The sequence below is a fragment of the Kaistia hirudinis genome, assembly GCF_014196455.1.
GTDB classification, from domain to species: Bacteria; Pseudomonadota; Alphaproteobacteria; order Rhizobiales; family Kaistiaceae; genus Kaistia; species Kaistia hirudinis.
The window spans coordinates 814,729-831,982 of the sequence record NZ_JACIDS010000002.1; the positions used below are offsets into that span (position 1 = coordinate 814,729).

The 17,254-nt window shown below is 66.1% G+C and carries 12 protein-coding genes; 9 read left to right on the forward strand and 3 right to left on the reverse strand.

The genetic code is table 11. The features are described from left to right. The first annotated feature begins 3 nt into the window (after positions 1-3). On the forward strand, positions 4-2,994 hold the full coding sequence (locus GGR25_RS08925; protein WP_183398385.1) for a bifunctional [glutamine synthetase] adenylyltransferase/[glutamine synthetase]-adenylyl-L-tyrosine phosphorylase: 2,991 nt from the start codon (positions 4-6) through the stop codon (positions 2,992-2,994). Here the strand turns inward: GGR25_RS08925 and GGR25_RS08930 are convergent. Next, positions 2,960-5,362, reverse strand: a complete 2,403-nt coding sequence (locus GGR25_RS08930) for an ATP-binding protein (RefSeq protein WP_183398386.1) — start codon at positions 5,360-5,362, stop codon at positions 2,960-2,962. The two genes, GGR25_RS08925 and GGR25_RS08930, sit on opposite strands and share 35 nt — an antisense overlap. 156 nt (positions 5,363-5,518) lie before the next feature. Continuing rightward, positions 5,519-8,161, reverse strand: coding sequence for an aminopeptidase N (gene pepN / locus GGR25_RS08935; protein WP_183398387.1), 2,643 nt, complete (start codon positions 8,159-8,161; stop codon positions 5,519-5,521). Between the two features lie 275 nt (positions 8,162-8,436). Here pepN and GGR25_RS08940 point away from each other — a divergent pair, with 275 nt between their 5' ends. The 4 genes from GGR25_RS08940 (at position 8,437) to GGR25_RS08955 (ending at position 12,425) form a co-directional block, all read left to right on the forward strand. Continuing rightward, positions 8,437-9,462, forward strand: a complete 1,026-nt coding sequence (locus GGR25_RS08940) for a LacI family DNA-binding transcriptional regulator (RefSeq protein ID WP_183398388.1) — start codon at positions 8,437-8,439, stop codon at positions 9,460-9,462. Between the two features lie 57 nt (positions 9,463-9,519). After that, a complete protein-coding gene (locus tag GGR25_RS08945) occupies positions 9,520-10,575 on the forward strand; it encodes a sugar phosphate isomerase/epimerase family protein (protein WP_183398389.1) in 1,056 nt (351 codons plus the stop codon). A 10-nt stretch (positions 10,576-10,585) separates the two neighbouring features. Further along, positions 10,586-11,758: a Gfo/Idh/MocA family protein gene (locus GGR25_RS08950; protein ID WP_183398390.1), complete on the forward strand. Its 1,173-nt coding sequence runs from the start codon at positions 10,586-10,588 to the stop codon at positions 11,756-11,758. Positions 11,759-11,987: 229 nt separating this feature from the next. Further along, positions 11,988-12,425 (forward strand): ester cyclase, encoded by a 438-nt coding sequence (locus GGR25_RS08955; protein ID WP_183398391.1) that lies wholly within the window; start codon positions 11,988-11,990, stop codon positions 12,423-12,425. Between the two features lie 9 nt (positions 12,426-12,434). Here GGR25_RS08955 and GGR25_RS08960 read toward each other — a convergent pair whose 3' ends face one another. After that, entirely contained in the window at positions 12,435-13,361 is a 927-nt protein-coding gene (locus tag GGR25_RS08960) for a LysR family transcriptional regulator (RefSeq protein ID WP_183398392.1), read from the reverse strand. Between the two features lie 310 nt (positions 13,362-13,671). On the opposite strand from GGR25_RS08960, the gene GGR25_RS08965 reads away from it, so the two are divergent. The 4 genes from GGR25_RS08965 to GGR25_RS08980 all read left to right on the forward strand — a co-directional run bounded on the left by GGR25_RS08965 (position 13,672) and on the right by GGR25_RS08980 (position 17,251). Continuing rightward, positions 13,672-15,006, forward strand: a complete 1,335-nt coding sequence (locus tag GGR25_RS08965; RefSeq protein ID WP_183398393.1) for an ABC transporter substrate-binding protein — start codon at positions 13,672-13,674, stop codon at positions 15,004-15,006. Between the two features lie 123 nt (positions 15,007-15,129). Continuing rightward, positions 15,130-16,092, forward strand: coding sequence for a carbohydrate ABC transporter permease (locus GGR25_RS08970; protein ID WP_183398394.1), 963 nt, complete (start codon positions 15,130-15,132; stop codon positions 16,090-16,092). Further along, positions 16,089-17,042, forward strand: coding sequence for a carbohydrate ABC transporter permease (locus GGR25_RS08975; RefSeq protein ID WP_183398395.1), 954 nt, complete (start codon positions 16,089-16,091; stop codon positions 17,040-17,042). Before GGR25_RS08970 ends, GGR25_RS08975 begins: the two co-directional genes overlap by 4 nt. After that, entirely contained in the window at positions 17,039-17,251 is a 213-nt protein-coding gene (locus tag GGR25_RS08980) for a hypothetical protein (RefSeq protein ID WP_183398396.1), read from the forward strand. Before GGR25_RS08975 ends, GGR25_RS08980 begins: the two co-directional genes overlap by 4 nt. Positions 17,252-17,254 lie beyond the last annotated feature (3 nt).

The following is a 17,254-nucleotide window of genomic DNA, read 5'->3' on the forward strand; positions in this document are numbered from 1 at the left end:
GCGATGTCGACGCGGAGGAGGGCGCCCGAGGCGCCGGGCGGAGGGGAGCCGCTCGCTACGAGGATCGGAGGTGGCCTGCGGCCGCCCCGTGCCGCGCGTGCCAAGGCGGCTTCGCGCGACCTCGGCGAGGCGTTCGCGGCGGCGGGATGCGCCGGCCCGTATGCGGAGCTGCTCGCGCGGAACGACGCCATCGCGCCCTTCCTGGCGACCGTGTTCGACGCATCGCCCTTTCTGCGCGATACGGCCTTCGCCGATCCGCGCCGCCTTCTCGACATCCTCTCTGACGATCCGGACCAGCGTTTCGACGCGCTCTGCGGGCGTGTCGAAGCGCTCTGGCAGACCTGTGACGGTGATGCCCTGATGGCGGAGCTGCGCCGCGCCCGATCGGAGGTGGCGCTGCTGGTTGGCCTGGCCGACCTCGGCGCGGTCTGGGAGGTCGATCGCGTCACGGAGGCGCTGACGGCGTTTGCCCGCTCGGCGGTCTCCGCCGCCACCAACTTCCTGCTCTTCGAGGCGCACCAGTCCGGCGCGATCCGTCTGCCGCATCCGGATAATCCCGGGCGCGGCTCGGGCTGGATCCTGCTCGGCATGGGCAAGTTCGGTGCCGGAGAGCTGAACTATTCCAGCGACATCGACCTGATCGTGCTGTTCGATCCGGAAATCGCCGATGTCGCGGATCGGGACGAGATCGGCAGCTTCTTCGTGAAGCTGACGCGCCGGCTCGTGCGCATCCTCCAGGAACGGACGGCCGACGGCTATGTCTTCCGCACCGATCTGCGCCTCCGACCCGATCCGGGATCGACCCCGCTCGCCGTTTCGACCACCGCCGGCTTCACCTATTACGAAGCGAGCGGGCAGAACTGGGAACGCGCGGCCATGATCAAGGCCGCTCCGGTCGGCGGCGACGAGGCGGCAGGCGCCGCCTTCCTGCAGGAACTTTCCCCCTTCATCTGGCGCAAATATCTCGACTATGCCGCGATCGCGGACATCCACTCGATCAAGCGCCAGATCCACGACCATCGCGGCCATGAATCGATCGCGGTGGCCGGGCACAACATCAAGCTCGGCCGCGGTGGCATTCGCGAAATCGAGTTCTTCGTCCAAACCCAGCAATTGATCGCCGGCGGTCGCGATCCGGAACTTCGAGGCCGGCGCACGCTCGATATGCTGGCGAAGCTCGCCGACAAGGGCTGGATCGAGCGGAAGGCCGCAACGGATCTCACCGAGAGCTACCGCTTCCTGCGGCGCGTCGAGCATCGCCTGCAGATGATCCGCGACGAGCAGACCCACACGCTGCCCGAGGCGGAGGAGGATCTGGACGTCGTCGCGCGCCTCTCGTGCTTCCGCACGGTCGCGGCCTTCGCCAAGGCGCTCACCACGACCATGGAGCGGGTGCGCGACCACTATGTCCATCTCTTCGAGGCGGCCCCGACGCTGTCCTCGTCGATCGGCAGCCTCGTCTTCACCGGCGACGACGAGGATCCGGAGACGGTCGCGACGCTGAAGCGCCTTGGCTATGCTAACCCGCGCGAGGTCAGTCGCACCATTCGCGGCTGGCATTTCGGACGTTATCCCGCCATGCGCTCGGCTGCGGCGCGCGAGCGGCTGACCGAGATCACGCCGGTTCTGCTGGAGCAGCTTGCGACGACCGACAATGCCGATGCGGCCTTCAACGCCTTCGACCGGTTCCTTGCGCGCCTCCCGGCCGGCGTCCAGCTCTTCTCGCTGCTGAGCTCCAATCCCGGCTTGCTCCGTCTTCTGACGCTCGTCATGGGAACCGCGCCGCGCCTTGCCGAGGTCGTGACCGCGCGTCCGCATGTGCTCGACGCCGTGCTCGATCCCGCCTTTTTCGGCCGGCTGCCGGATCGCGCGACGTTGGCTTCGCGTCTCGACGCGACGCTTTCCGAGGCAGGCTCGCTCGAGGAGGCACTCGACCGCGCCCGCATCTTCGGCAAGGAGCAGGCATTCCTGATCGGCGTCCGCGTAATCTCGGGCACCGTCGCGGCGCGCGCTGCCGGTTTTGCTTATGCCGATCTCGCCGAGCTCATCGTGGGACGCCTGCTGGACGAGGTGCGCAAGACATTCGAGGCCTCCCACGGGACGGTGAAGGGCGGACGGATCGCCTTGCTGGCGATGGGCAAGCTCGGCGGCCGCGAGATGACCGCGGCGTCGGATCTCGATCTCATCCTGCTCTATGATTGCGACAGCGACGCCGCAGGTTCCGATGGTCCTCGGCCGCTCTCGCCGACCCAGTATTATGCCCGCCTCACGCAGCGGCTGATCGCGGCGATCTCAGCGCCGACGGCCGAGGGCTCGCTCTATCAGGTCGACTTCCGTCTGCGACCCTCCGGCAATGCCGGCCCTCTCGCCACCAGCCTCGCGGCCTTCATGGCCTATCAGGCCAAGGACGCCTGGACCTGGGAGCACATGGCCCTGACGCGCGCCCGGGCGATCGCCGGCGATGCCGGCCTCATCGCCGAGGTCGATACGGCCGTGCGCGCGATCCTGGCGGCGCCGCGCGAGCAGAAGCGGATCACCCGCGACGTGCTCGACATGCGCGCCTTGCTGGCGGCCGAGAAGGCGTCGGACGGTCCCTGGGACCTGAAGCAGGCGCCGGGCGGCCTCGTCGATATCGAGTTCGTCGCGCAATATCTTCAGCTCATCCACGCGCAGTCGCATCCGGAGATCCTGGGCGTCGAGACGGAGGTGGTGCTCGCAGCGGCTTCGCGGGCGGGCCTGCTGCCGACGAGTGAGGCCTCGGTCCTGCTGCCGGCGCTGCACCTCTATCAGCGACTGACGCAGATCCTGCGCCTCTGCGTCGAAGGCCCCTTCAAGGCCTCCGAAGCGCCGCGGGGCCTGCTGGAGTTGCTGGCGCGCGCCGGAGAGCTTCCCGATTTCGCGATCCTCGACGCCGATCTGAAAGTGACCGAGGACGCGGTTCGCGCCGCCTTCGAGCGGATTATCGGGAAGGTTCCGCCGAAGCCCCGAGCCTGAGCGCGGCGCCTGCCGAGGCGCCGGTCGGCCGCGTCTCCACATCGTGACGATCGAGCGGCAGGCGCACGGCGACGATCGTGCCCTTGCCCTCATGGCTGCGGATGCGCATCGCGCCGCCGTGCAATTGCGCCAGCGAGCCCGTGATCGCGAGGCCGAGGCCGGAGCCCTTATGGCTCTTGGTGAACTGGTTCTGCACCTGCTCGAACGGGCGGCCGAGCTTCTTCAGCGCCTCGCGCGGAATGCCGATGCCATTGTCCTCGATGGTGATCGTCACGGCGCCGCCGATCTTGCGGGCGCGGACATGGACGCGCCCGGCGCCCGGCGTGAACTTCACGGCATTCGACAAGAGGTTCAGCACCATCTGCTTCACGGCGCGCCGGTCCGCCGGCAGGTGCAGGTCCGGTTCGAGATCGATCTCGATCGACACGTGCCGCGCATCGGCCTCCGGCCCCATGACGCGGGCAGCCTCCTCGATGATCTCGTTCAGTTCGAGCCGCTCCAGGTCGAGCGTCATGCGCCCGGCCTCGATCCGCGCCATGTCGAGAACGTCGTTGATGACGTTGAGCAGGAAGTTGCCGCTCTGGTGGATGTCCTGGCAGTATTCGCCATATTTCGGCGAGCCGAGCGGGCCGAACAGACCGGACTGCATGATCTCCGAGAAGCCGATGATCGCGTTGAGCGGCGTGCGCAGCTCATGGCTGATATTGGCCAGGAATTCGGACTTGGCGCGGTTCGCAGCCTCGGCGCGATCCTTCTCGTCCGAATATTTCTTCGCGAGCTCGTCGTTCTCACGCGCCTGCTGTTCGAGCTTCTGGCGGGAGAGGCGGAGGTCCGCGATCGTCGCCATCAGGCGGCGTTCGCCGTCGATCAGCTTTTCTTCGTGCCGCTTGATCGTCGTGATGTCGGTGCCGACCGAGACGAAGCCGCCGTCCTTGGTGCGCCGCTCGTTGATCTGCAGCCAGCGGCCGTCATTGAGCTGCGCCTCGAAGGACCGCGCACCGGCTTCGGGGCCGCCGTCGCCGGGAACCTGCGAGCGGACGATGGGCTGGCGCCCGGCCGCGATCACCTCGGCATAAGGCGCGCCAACGGCGAGGACCGCATCCGGAATGCCGTGCAACTGCTGGTACTTCGAATTGCACATGACCAGCCGGTTCTCCGAATCCCACAGCACGAAGGCTTCGGAGATCGTCTCGATCGCGTCGCGCAGGCGCAGATCCGCCGTGCGGGAATGCTCGGCAAGCCGCATCTGCTCGGTGACGTCGACGGCAATGCCGATGAGGTGAGGCTCGGGCGTCTCCGCATCGACCAGTTCGACGCGGATCCGCAGCCATACGAAACCACCACCGGCCTTGCGCATGCGGAACATGCGGTCGACCGTCGTCTCGTTCGATTCATAGAGCGTCTCGACGAGATCCATCAGGTCCCCGTCATCCGGATGGACGAGCGCATCGACCTCGCCGAAGCTCAGCAGCGTATCGCGCGGCGTCATGCCCACCAGCTCGAACATCGACTTCGACCAGAACAGCCGGCCGCGGGCGAGATCCCAATCCCAGAGCCCGCAACGGCCGCGACGCAGCGCCGTGTCGAAGCGATCATAGGTCTCGGCATAGATCCGGTCGGCCTGCTGAGCCCGCGCCGATTGCGCGAAATAGCCGTAGAGGATGACGAGGAGGATCGCTGTCGTCCCGACAAAGGCGGTGACGTTGACCGAGACTTCCGCGCGCCAGCCGCGATAGATGTCAGACAGCGGCGTGAGCACGGCCAGATAGCCGGCGCGTCCCGGAAGCAGGCGGGCGGCCGCCAGCGCCGGGGATCCGTCCTCCAGCGTCACGGTCATGGTGCCGGCGCGCTCACCGAAGATCACCAGCGGCTGCGCGCCATCGACCACGTCGTTGAAGTCGCGACCCTCGTCGGAAAGAACGCGCGGCGCGCTCGCGATGATGCGGCCGGTCGGGTCGGTGACGAAGAGGCGCCTCCCACCGGCGAGGGCGCCGTCGGGCAGCGCATCGTCGAGGGCGTTCTGCAGCCCCATCGCGTAGCGGTCGTCGGGGAGGGCAGCCTCGGCGTCGGAAAGGGTGCGGGCGACCAGCGAGGCCAGCAGCCCCATGGTCTCGCGGGCCTGAAACTCCCGATCGAGCCGCGCATCATAGAGATGCGTGCCGCGCGAGACGGCGATCACCACCAGGAAGAGGATGATGATGACGGGAATGCAACGCCTGAGGATCGGCTCGGCGGCAAGCAGTTTTTCATAAGCAGGCTGCGCGACGAGACGGGCATGGCCACGGATGCGATCTCTCCGGCGAGAGAAGATCCTGCCGATCGACAAACGTCCACTATCTGACGCACCGGCTGCTTGCGCCCGCGCCATGTCAGCCCCCTGATGTGTGCTGTCATCGGGATACGCCCACGCCCGAATCATCGTCATTTGAATCGAGCGGAATCGCGTTGTCCAGACCCGATTAGGGGTTTGTTAAGGATATTTGTTAACCAAGGCATGGCCGTCAGCGGCGGCCGTGCCTTTGCCTCAGGCGAGGGTGCGCGTGACGATGTCGAGCGTGTCGGAGGAAAGCCGCTCGGCGGCTGCGATCCGCCGCAGCGCGTGCTCCGCGCGCGTCCGACGGCCGGGCTCCAGCGCGCGCCAGGAGCGGAACGCGACCAGCAGCCGCGCGGCGGTCTGTGGATTGCGGCGGTCGAGGTCGAGCACGAAATCGGCGAGGAAGTCGAAACCGGCGCCGTCGGCCCGGTTGAACTGGGTCGGGTTCGCGGCCGAGAAGCCGCCGACCAGCGCACGCACGCGGTTGGGATTGGAATGCGCGAAGCCCGGCTGCGACAGCAGCGCCTTCACGCGGTCGAGCGTCTCAGCGGCCGGAACGGTCGCCTCGAGGGTCAGCCATTTGTCGAGAACGAGCGGATCGTTGCGATAGCGCTCGTGGAAGGCGTCGAGCAGTTCGCGCCGTTGCGGCAGGGCTGCGGACGAGACGGAAGCGAGCGCAGCCAGACGATCGGTCATGTTGTCGGCGTCGTGGAACTGGCGCGTGGTCGCTGCGATGGCCTCGTCCTCTCCGGTCGCTACCAGCAGGTCGAGCAGCGCGTTGCGCAGCGCACGACGTCCGGCATCCGCCGCATCGGGGCTATACGCGGCCTTCACGCCGAGCGCCTGATAGCGCCGCATGAGGCTTGGCCCGAGTGCGCGGGCGAGGGCGAGGCGGAGCTGGCGGCGCGAGAGCGCGATGGCGTCCGGGTCGACATTCTGGCCGATCTCGCGCGCAACATCCGCCTCGCTCGGGATCTGGAGCACCTGGGCGCGGAATGCGGGCTCGAGTTCCTCGTTGTCGAGAACCTCGGCCAGTCCGGTGGCGAGAGTCGGCTGCGCGGCAACGGGGCGGCCAGTAAGAACATCCGCGGTTCCCGCGATGAGCGCCCGCATGGCGAGCGTCTGGGCGGCCTGCCAGCGATTGAACGGGTCGGCGTCCGCGCGCACCTGAAACAGAAGATCGTCGGCCGACATGTCGATGGCGAGACGCACCGGCGCGGAGAAATTGCGCAGGAGCGAGGGGATCGGACGCGATGCGACGCCGCGGAAGACGATCGTCTCCGCCGTCTCGGTCAGATGGATCACATCGCCTTCGACCGCGGCGCCCTCGACCGACGAAAAGGCTAGGTCCTCGCCGTTCGGCCCGATGAGACCGAAGCGGACGGGGATGTGCATGGGCTGCTTTGTCGGCTGCCCCGGCGTCGGCGGCGTGCTCTGGGCGAGCGTCAGCGAGAACGTCTTCGCGTCGCCATCATAATGGCCGCGGGCGACGATCTGCGGTGTCCCTGCCTGCGCATACCAGAGCGCGAACTGGGAGAGATCCCGCCCGGTGGCGTCGGCAAAGCAGGCGAGGAAGTCCTCGACGGTCGCGGCCTCGCCGTCGTGCCGCTCGAAATAGAGATCCATGCCCTTCCTGAAATCATCTGCGCCGAGGATGGTCTCGAGCATGCGCACCACCTCCGCGCCCTTCTCATAGACGGTCGGCGTGTAGAAGTTGCTGATTTCGTGGTAGATTTCGGGCCGCACCGGATGGGCGAGCGGGCCGCCGTCCTCCGGGAACTGCCGCGCCTGCAGCGTACGCACATCGGCGATGCGCTTCACCGGGCGCGAGCGCATGTCGGACGAGAATTCCTGGTCGCGGAAGACCGTCAGCCCTTCCTTGAGGCAGAGCTGAAACCAGTCCCGGCAGGTGATGCGATTGCCGGTCCAGTTGTGGAAATATTCGTGCGCGATGACGCCTTCGACATTGGCGTAGTCGACATCGGTCGCCGTGTCCGGATCGGCCAGCACGTATTTGTCGTTGAAGATATTGAGGCCCTTGTTCTCCATCGCGCCCATGTTGAAATCCGACACGGCGACGATGACGAAGATGTCGAGGTCATATTCTCGGCCGAAGGCGGTCTCGTCCCAGCGCATGGAACGCTTCAGCGCCTCCATGGCGTAGCGGCAGCGCCCTTCCTTGCCGTGTTCGCAATAGATGCGCAGATCCACGCGGCGGCCCGACATGGTGGTGAAGCTGTCGCTGACGAGGCCGAGGTCACCGGCCACCAGTGCGAAGAGATAGGACGGCTTCGGGAACGGGTCGTGCCAGATGGCATAGTGACGATCGGTTCCCGCCACGTCGCCGCTCTCGACCGGATTGCCATTGGCGAGCAGCACAGGCGCTTCGCTCCGCCGGGCCTCGATCCGGGTCGTGTAGACGGCGAGCACGTCGGGCCGGTCCAGGAAATAGGTGATACGCCGGAACCCTTCGGCCTCGCACTGCGTGCAATAGGCCGAACCGCTTCGATAGAGCCCCATCAGCTTCGTATTGGCAGCCGGATCGATCTCGGTCTCGATGGTCAGCGTGAACGGCGCGAGCGGCACATCCCGGATCACGAGCGAGGCGGGCAGGGCCTCATAGCGTCCGGCGTCGAGCGGAATGCCGTTGAGCATCAGCCCCTTCAGCACGATCTCGTCGCCGACCAGTTCGAGCGTTCCGTTCTGCGCTTCCTCGGTGTTCGGCCTCAGCGACAGCGTCGCCACGACGCGCGTTGCCGACGGCGAGAGGGCGAAATCGAGATGGACCCGGTCGATCGTGAAGGCCGGCGGACGGTAGTCCTCGAGTCGGAACGGAACGGTTTCGGTTGTCATTGAGCGCCTCCCGACGACTCTGGCGGTTGACGCCACCTGCTTCGTATTCTTCTAGATCGTCCGCTCGCTCGCTGCCACATCCGAGCGCCCGTTGCGCAGAGGAACTATGGCTGCGGACCGGCGGCGTTCAGGCTCCTGCGGCCATCGTGGAGCGCCGGCCTGCGCGCCGATCGGGCGACAGTTCTTCAGCTTCGTGCGCGGCAGATTGTTGCCGTCCCGCCTGAGTTGCCCACCTCAGTTTCTGATGATAATTCATCAGCAGGGAGGAGCTCTCGTTGGGCAAGACGACGCTGCAAGACGTCGCGCGAGAGGCTGGCGTGAGCCTCGCGACTGTTGATCGCGTGTTGAACGGACGCGCCGGCGTCCACGCGCGTACGGTTCAGCGAGTCCAGTCAGCCATCGAGCGCCTCAATTATCAGCCGGACCGCCTCGCCTCGCGGCTGGCCCGGGCGCGGGACTATCGCTTCGAGGTGATCCTGCCCGCCGGCGCGAATGAATTCATGCGCATGCTCGAGGCAGAATTCCGCATCACGGCGGACCGCTACGTCCACGAGCGCGTGCGGATATCGATCACCCATGTCGACGTCTTCGATGGCGAGGCTCTTGCGGCAGCCCTGGAACGGCTGCCGGCGGAGCTCGACGGCGTCGCCCTCGTCGCGCTCGATCATCCCGCGGTCACCGAGGCCGTGAACGGGCTCGTCGAGCGGGGCGTCGTGGTGGTGACGCTGGTGTCGGACCTTCCCGGAACGCGGCGGGCCCATTTCATCGGCATCGACAATTATGCCGCCGGTCGCACGGCCGCGACGCTGCTCGGCCGCTTCCTCGGCCACCGGAGCGGCAAGGTCGGCCTCATTGCCGGCTCGCTTTCGCTGAGGGATCATATCGAGCGGCAATATGGCTTCGAGCAGGTCATCGCGCGGGAATATCCCGATCTCGTGCTGCTGCCGCTGCGCGAGGCGCGTGACGATGACGCCCGCGTGCGCGATGTCGCTGGTGGACTTCTGGCCGAGCACGAGTCTCTGGTGGGGATCTACAATGTCGGCGCGGGCACGCCCGGCATCGTGGCGGCGCTCGAGGAATCCGGGCGGGCGCGTGATATCGTCTTCATCGCGCATGAACTGACCCCCTTCAATCGCCGCCATCTGGTCCGCGGAACGATCGACGCCGTCATCAACCAGGATGCGGGCCACATGGCGCGCAGCGCCGCGCGCATCCTGCTCGCTTCGCGCGAGGCCATGCCGATCATCGCCGGCCAGGAGCGCATCCGCATCGACATCTTCATCCGGGACAATGTGCCCTGACCGCCAAGCGACGGCCGACTTAACCGTCAGAGACAATAGAGATCAAGGAGGAAACACATGAAGACGATCAAGGGCCCCGCCATCTTCCTCGCGCAGTTCGCGGGCGACGCGGCACCGTTCAATTCGTTCGACGCGATCTGCGGCTGGGCGGCTTCGCTCGGCTACAAGGGCGTGCAGATCCCGACCTGGGACGGGCGCCTCTTCGACCTCAAGAAAGCCTCGGATTCGAAGGATTATTGCGACGAGATCGCCGGCATCGCCGCCAGCCATGGTCTCGCCATCACCGAGCTTTCGACGCATCTTCAGGGACAGCTCGTGGCGGTTCACCCCGTCTATGACGAGCTGATGGACGGCTTTGCCGCTCCCGAGGTGCGCGGCAATCCCAAGGCCCGGCAGGAATGGGCAGTCGACCAGGTCAAGCGCGCGCTCCGCGCCTCGAAGCATCTCGGCCTCACCGCGCATCCGACCTTCTCCGGCGCGCTTGCCTGGCCGTTCCTCTATCCCTTCCCGCAGCGGCCGGCCGGCCTCGTCGAGCAGGCCTTCGCCGAACTCGGCCGGCGCTGGACGCCGATCCTCGACTATGCCGACGCCCACGGCGTCGATCTCGCCTATGAGATCCATCCGAGCGAGGACCTGCATGACGGCGTCACCTTCGAGATGTTCCTTGCGGAGGTGAACAACCATCCGCGCGCGAACCTGCTCTACGATCCCTCGCACTTCGTGCTGCAGCAGCTCGACTATCTCGAATACATCGACATCTATCACGAGCGCATCAAGGCGTTCCACGTGAAGGACGCCGAGTTCAACCCGACCGGCCGCCAGGGCGTCTATGGTGGCTTCCAGAGCTGGGTGAACCGTGCCGGCCGCTTCCGCTCGCTCGGCGACGGCCAGGTCGATTTCGGCTCCATCTTCTCGAAGCTGTCGCAGTACGACTATGGCAGCTGGGCCGTGCTCGAATGGGAATGCGCGCTGAAGCATCCCGAGGACGGCGCGCGCGAGGGCGCCGAGTTCATCCAGCATCACATCATTCGCGTAACCGAGCGCGCCTTCGACGATTTCGCGGGCGCCGGCACGGATGACGCCGCCAATCGCCGCATTCTCGGCATCGCGTAAGGAGACCGACATGGCCATCGAAGGCAGCAAGGAAGAAGCGTCGTCGGGACGCATCCGTCTCGGCATGGTCGGTGGCGGGCGTGGCGCGTTCATCGGCGCGGTTCATCGGATCGCCTCGCGCATCGACGACCAGTACGAACTGGTCGCCGGCGCGCTCTCGGCCGATCCGGAGAAGGCGAAGGCCTCGGCCGGCGATCTCGGCATTGCGCCGGATCGCTCCTATGGCTCCTTCGCCGAGATGGCGAAGGCAGAGGCGGGCCGCGCCGACGGCATCGAGGCGGTCGCGATCGTGACGCCGAACCACATGCACGCGCCGGCGGCCAAGGCGTTCCTCGAGGCCGGCATCCACGTCATCTGCGACAAGCCGCTGACGACGACGGTGGCCGAGGCCGAGGAGCTCGTGCAGCTGGTGAAGAAGAGCGGCAAGGTCTTTGCCGTGACTCACAATTACACCGGCTATCCGATGATCCGGCAGGCCCGTGCCATGGTCGCGGCGGGCGAACTCGGCGAGATCCGCCTCGTCCAGGCGGAATATCCGCAGGACTGGCTGACGGAGCGCGCGGAGACCGCCGGCTCCAAGCAGGCGGAGTGGCGCACCGACCCCAAGCGCTCGGGCGCCGGCGGCTGCATCGGCGATATCGGCACGCATGCCTATAATCTCGCCTGCTTCGTTTCGGGTCTTGAGCTCGACGAATTGCTGGCCCAGCTCACCACCTTCGTGCCCGGCCGGCTGCTCGACGACGACGTGCAGATCATGCTGCGTTGGAAGGGCGGCGCGAAGGGCCTGCTGTGGGCGAGCCAGGTCGCCGTCGGCAATGAGAACGGGCTGAAGCTGCGCGTCTACGGCACGAAGGGCGGCCTCGAATGGACGCAGGCCGACCCGAACTATCTCTGGTTCACGAAGTTCGGCGAGCCCAAGCAGCTTCTGACCCGCGGCGGCAATGGCGCCTGGCCCGAGGCGGCGCGCGTGACCCGCGTGCCGGGCGGTCATCCCGAGGGCTATCTCGAAGGCTTCGCCAACATCTACACCGAAGCCGCCCGCGCGATCCTCGCCGCCCGCAACCGCACGGCGCTCGATCCGGCAGTCATCTTCCCGACGGTCGAGGACGGGCTCAAGGGCATGCAGTTCATCGACGCCGCGGTGAAGTCATCCGCCGCGGGGAATGTTTGGACCAAGGTCTGATCCATCCCGCCGATCGAAGTCGAAGGGGCGCTGCGGCGCCCCTTTTGCTTGGGTGGATGACCGGTCTGCGTTTTTGCAGATCCGGTCTGCGAACTCGCGGATTGAGCCGAAGGTGGGCCGGGCCTAACCCACCGGCGCGAGCCCGCCGATCCTGATCCAGGCCGCAGCGTCCGCCCACGCTGCCGTTCCGGCGTGCCGTTCAGACCTATCGGGCGCCGGGAATATAATCATGAACCAGAACACGACGAAGCAGGCCGCCGACACGAACGCCAAGCGCGTGGTCCACGCCTATGTCGAGGCGATGAACGCCGGCGACTTCGAGCAGCTCAAGTCCTTGTTCGCGCCCGATGCCGAGATCGTCGGCGTGACCGGAAGCGGCTCGGTCGATTATGCCATGCCGGTCTGGAAGGCCCTGCATGAGGGCCTCCAGATGGAACTGACGATCGACGACATCATCGGCGAGGGCGATGTCGTGGCGGTGCGCTTCACGGAGCGCGGGCGCTGGGTCGGGCCGTTCCTGGGCTACGACCAGCCGACGGGCAAGCCCTTCGACATGACGGCGATCGAGTGGTTCGTGCTTGAGAATGGCCTGATCAAGCGACGCTGGGGCGTGCGGGATTCGGCGGCGCAGGCGAGGCAGATCGGTCTGGTGCCGAAGGCGGCCTGAGAACCGCGCTCAGCGTGCGGATGCGGTGGCATTTTCGTCCGCTGTCCGGCCTTCGATGAGGTGGCGCGCCGCGCGGATACGCGGCACCATCTCGTCGATGAAGAGGCGAATATGCGCCGCGTTCCTGAGTGTCTCCGGATAGAGAAGCCAGAGCTCGCCGCGAAATTCGGCGACGTCCGGAAGGCAGCGCAACAGGCCATGCGCCGCTGCGGCGATGGCTGGCAAGGCCGAGATGCCGAGCCCGGAACGCACGGCGGCCACGAGGTTCGGCACCGTGTTGCAGCGGATCGCCACCTCGGCGTCGGGCGCCGCCTCGGCCAGCCAGCGCAGCCCGCCGAGCCGCGCGATGGCGCGATCTCCGAGCACCAGCCGATGCATGCCGAGATCCTTGATCCGCTCGGGCAGGCCGTGTCGCTCGGCATAGTCGGCGCCGCAATAGAGCCCCCACACCGTGTCAGGCAGCCGGAGGCGGACAAGACCGTCTGCCTGCGGCGGCGCGCCGGCTCGTATTGCCACATCCGCTTCGCCGCGCATGAGGTCGAGAAGGCGATCATCCGCGATCAGTTCGATCGCGAGGCCCGGATGGGCGGCCTGGATGTCGCGAACGGCCGGCGCCACCACGAGCGCAAGCATCGTGTCCGTCGTCGTCAGGCGTACGGTGCCCGTGGCAGTGCGGCGCCAGGTTTCGGCGAGCGAGACGATTCCGGCGGCTTCCCGCTCGATCGCTTCGGCGCGGGCGATGAGCGCGCGGCCCTGTTCGGTCAGGCGATAGCCGTCGGCGCGGCGCTCGAAGAGTTGCGCGCCGAGCGCCGTCTCGAGCGCAGCGGTGCGGCGCGCGATGGTGGTCTGGTTGACGCCGAGCTGCCGTGCGGCGGCGAGCGTCGAGCCGCAACGGGCGACGGCGAGGAATGCGGAGAGATCGTTCCAGTCGAACATGCGCCATTGTGCCGGAGCGCAGCGCGCCAGGGCAATTGGCCTTTGAGAGCCGTCGCGCCGATCCTCTTGCTGCATGTTTAGTATTTTGCGCTGCAACCTGCCGCAATGCAGCATAAAATGGCGGAAAATTGGCGTTGCGTTGTTTAGTGAAATGGGTATCACTAAACACAATCACTAAACAGACGTCGGGATGAACCCGCGCAGAGGGAACGTGAATTCACCGGCCCTGGATCGCTTGAGGAGGCGGTCCGATCGACCCCGCGGTCTTTCTGCGCGGGCTGCGTCGGCATGGGCCTCCGGGAGGGATCCGATGAAGAAGCTACTGACGATTGCGTCCGCGATCGGCACGGCCGCCTTGCTGGCCGGCGCTGCGACCGGCGAGGCGCGGGCCGCTGACAAGCAGATCACGCTGTGCTGGGCCGCCTGGGATCCGGCCAATGCGCTGGTCGAACTCTCCAAGGACTTCACCAAGGAGACCGGCATCGGCATGAAGTTCGAGTTCGTGCCCTGGACCAGCTATGCCGATCGCTTCCTGAACGAGCTCAATTCGCACGGCAAGCTCTGCGACCTGATCATCGGCGACAGCCAGTGGGTCGGCGGTTCGGCCGAGAACGGTCACTACGTCAAGCTGAACGACTTCTTCGACAAGGAGAAGATCAGCATGGACGATTTCGTGAAGGCGACGGTCGTCGGCTATTCCGAATGGCCCAAGAACACGCCGAACTACTGGGCGCTCCCGGCCATGGCCGACGCCGTCGGCTGGACCTATCGCAAGGACTGGTTCGCGCGTCCCGAGCTGCAGAAGGAATTCAAGGAGAAATACGGCCGCGATCTCGCGCCGCCCAAGACCTATGACGAGCTGAAGCAGATTGCGGAGTTCTTCCAGGGCCGCGATATCGACGGCAAGAAGGTCTATGGCGCCTATATCTTCACCGAGCGCGGCTCGGAAGGCATCACCATGGGCGTGACGAACGTCCTCTACGATTACGGCTTCCAGTACGACGATCCGGCGAAGCCCTATCACATGGAAGGCTTCGTCAATTCGCCCGAAGCCGTGAAGGGGCTGGAGTTCTACAAGGAGCTCTACACGTGCTGCACGGCGCCGGGCATGACCAATGCCTACATGTCCGAGGGTCTCGACGCCTTCAAGTCGGGCCAGGTGGCGATGCAGATGAACTGGTTCGCCTTCTTCCCGGGCCTCTACAAGGATCCGAATGTCGGCGGCGACAAGATCGGTTTCTTCCCGAACCCGGCCGGTCCTGACGGCCATTTCACGCAGCTCGGCGGGCAGGGCATCTCGGTCGTCGCCTATTCCGACAACCAGCCCGAGGCGCTCGAATACATCAAGTGGTTCGCGCAGCCGGCGGTCCAGCAGAAATGGTGGGAGCTCGGCGGCTATTCGGCGATGAAGTCCGTCGTCGAGGCGCCCGGCTTCGCGGCCAGCGCACCCTTCGCGCCCGACTTCCTCGCCTCGATGAACATGGTCAAGGACTTCTGGGCCGAGCCTTCCTATGCCCAGCTGATGCAGGCGATGCAGAAGCGCGTCTCGGACTATGTCGTCGCCGACCAGGGCACGGCCAAGGAGGCGCTCGACGGCCTGGTCAAGGACTGGACGACGGTCTTCGAGGACGAAGGCAAGATGTAGCCGGCCGACCCGCAAGATGGCGGCTCCGGGAGCAAGCTCCCGGCGCCGCCTCCGAGCGAAACCGGAGACCGGCGGCATTCCCGTGCGCCGCGATCCCGACAGATCATGCCGGACCGAGCTTTCATGACCGAGACCACGACATCATCGGCGCTTCCGGAGAAGCTTGCGGGCGCCACGCCCGAAGTGATCGCCCGGCCGATCCGGGGGCTCTCCGACAAGGCGATCGCCTGGTTCTTCATCGGGCCGACGATCCTGCTGCTGCTGGCGATCAACATCTTCCCGCTGATCTGGACGATCTGGCTCTCGTTCACGAATTACCGCGCCAACAGGCCGAATGCCGAAGTGAAGATGGTGGGGCTCGACTGGTACCACCGCATCCTGGGCGACGGGGATGTCTGGCTCGCCATGCAGACGACGGCGCACTTCGTCGTCTGGACCATCATCATCGAGACGGTCCTCGGCTTCGGCCTCGCCTGGCTGATCGACAAGAAGTTCCGCGGCCATGGCCTGTGGACCACGGTCATCCTGATCCCGATGATGCTGTCGCCGGCCGTCGTCGGGAATTTCTGGACGTTTCTCTATCAGCCGCAGAGCGGGCTGTTCAATTACGTGGTCGGCTTCCTGACCGGCATCGACCCGTCCTCGTTCCAGATGCTGGGCAGCGTGCGCCTGTCGCCCTGGGCGATCGTGATCGTCGATGCCTGGATGTGGACGCCCTATGTGATGCTGATCTGCCTGGCGGGGCTCCGATCCATCCCCGACTACATCTATGAGGCGGCCGAGGTCGACCGCGCCTCGCCCTGGCGCCAGTTCTGGTCGATCACGCTGCCGATGGCGCTGCCCTTCATCATGCTGGCCGTGCTGTTCCGCGGCATCGAGAACTTCAAGATGTTCGACATGGTCAACCTGCTGACGGGCGGCGGCCCCGGCTCGACCACCGAGGTCGTGTCGATCACGCTGAAGCGGCAGGCTTTCGAGAGCTGGCGCACCGGCTATTCCTCGGCGCTCGCCATCATCCTGTTCGTGACCGTCTTCGGCCTCGCCAACATCTATGTGAAGGCGCTCAACCGGGTGAAGCAGAGATGAGCGGACTGTCCCAGGCCCATTCCGTCGTCGCGCCCTCGACCGCGACGCGGCGCATCGCCGGCGCCATCGTCATCGTCTACGCGCTGGTCACGCTGATTCCGCTCCTGTGGATCATCGCCACCAGCTTCAAGACGCCGCCGGATTCGATCGCCTATCCGCCGAAGATCGTCTTCACGCCCTCGCTCGAGGGCTATGTGAACCTCTTCACGACGCGGACGCGCCAGTCGCCGGAAATGCTGGCGCAGCTTCCCCCGCCCACGACCTGGTATGACAAGCTGGTGCGCTCGCGGAACATGGTCATCGCCGGGCCGTCCAACGTGATCCCGCGCTTCGTCAACTCGATCATCATCGCCTTCGGCTCGACGTTCCTGGCGGTATTTCTCGGAACGCTCGCCGCCTATGGCTTCTCGCGCTTCCGCGTGCCGCTCAAGGACGATTTGCTGTTCTTCATCCTGTCGACGCGCATGATGCCGCCGATCGCGGTCGCGATCCCGATCTACCTCATGTATCGCGAGATCGGCCTCACCGACACCAAGCTCGGCATGATCCTGCTCTATACGGCGGTGAACGTGTCGCTTGCCGTCTGGCTGCTCAAGGGCTTCATCGACGAGATCCCGCGCGAATATGAGGAAGCGGCGATGATCGACGGCTATACGCGGCTGCAGGCCTTCCGCAAGGCGGTGCTGCCGCAGGCGGCGACGGGCATCGCGGCGACGGCGATCTTCTGCCTGATCTTCGCCTGGAACGAATATGCCTTCGCGGTGCTGCTCACTTCGGGCAATGCGCAGACCATGCCGCCCTTCATTCCCTTCATCATCGGCGAGGGAGGGCAGGACTGGCCGGCGGTCGCCGCCGCGACGACTTTGTTCGTCATCCCGATCCTCGTTTTCACCATCCTGCTCAGGAAGCACCTCCTGCGCGGCATCACCTTCGGAGCGGTGCGCAAATGAGCGACCAGACCGCGGCGCCACGCGCCTCGCTGCTCTCCCGCTTCCTGCGCCTCCGCCGCGGGCCCTGGGAGAATCTCGCCACCATCCTGATCGGGCTCGGCGTCGTCATGCTGATGCAACCCTTCTCGGCGACGGCTTACGCCTACTCCTTCATCACGATCCTGGCGGGCACGGCGATGTTCGCAATCGTCAGCCATTTCCCGGAGTAGAGA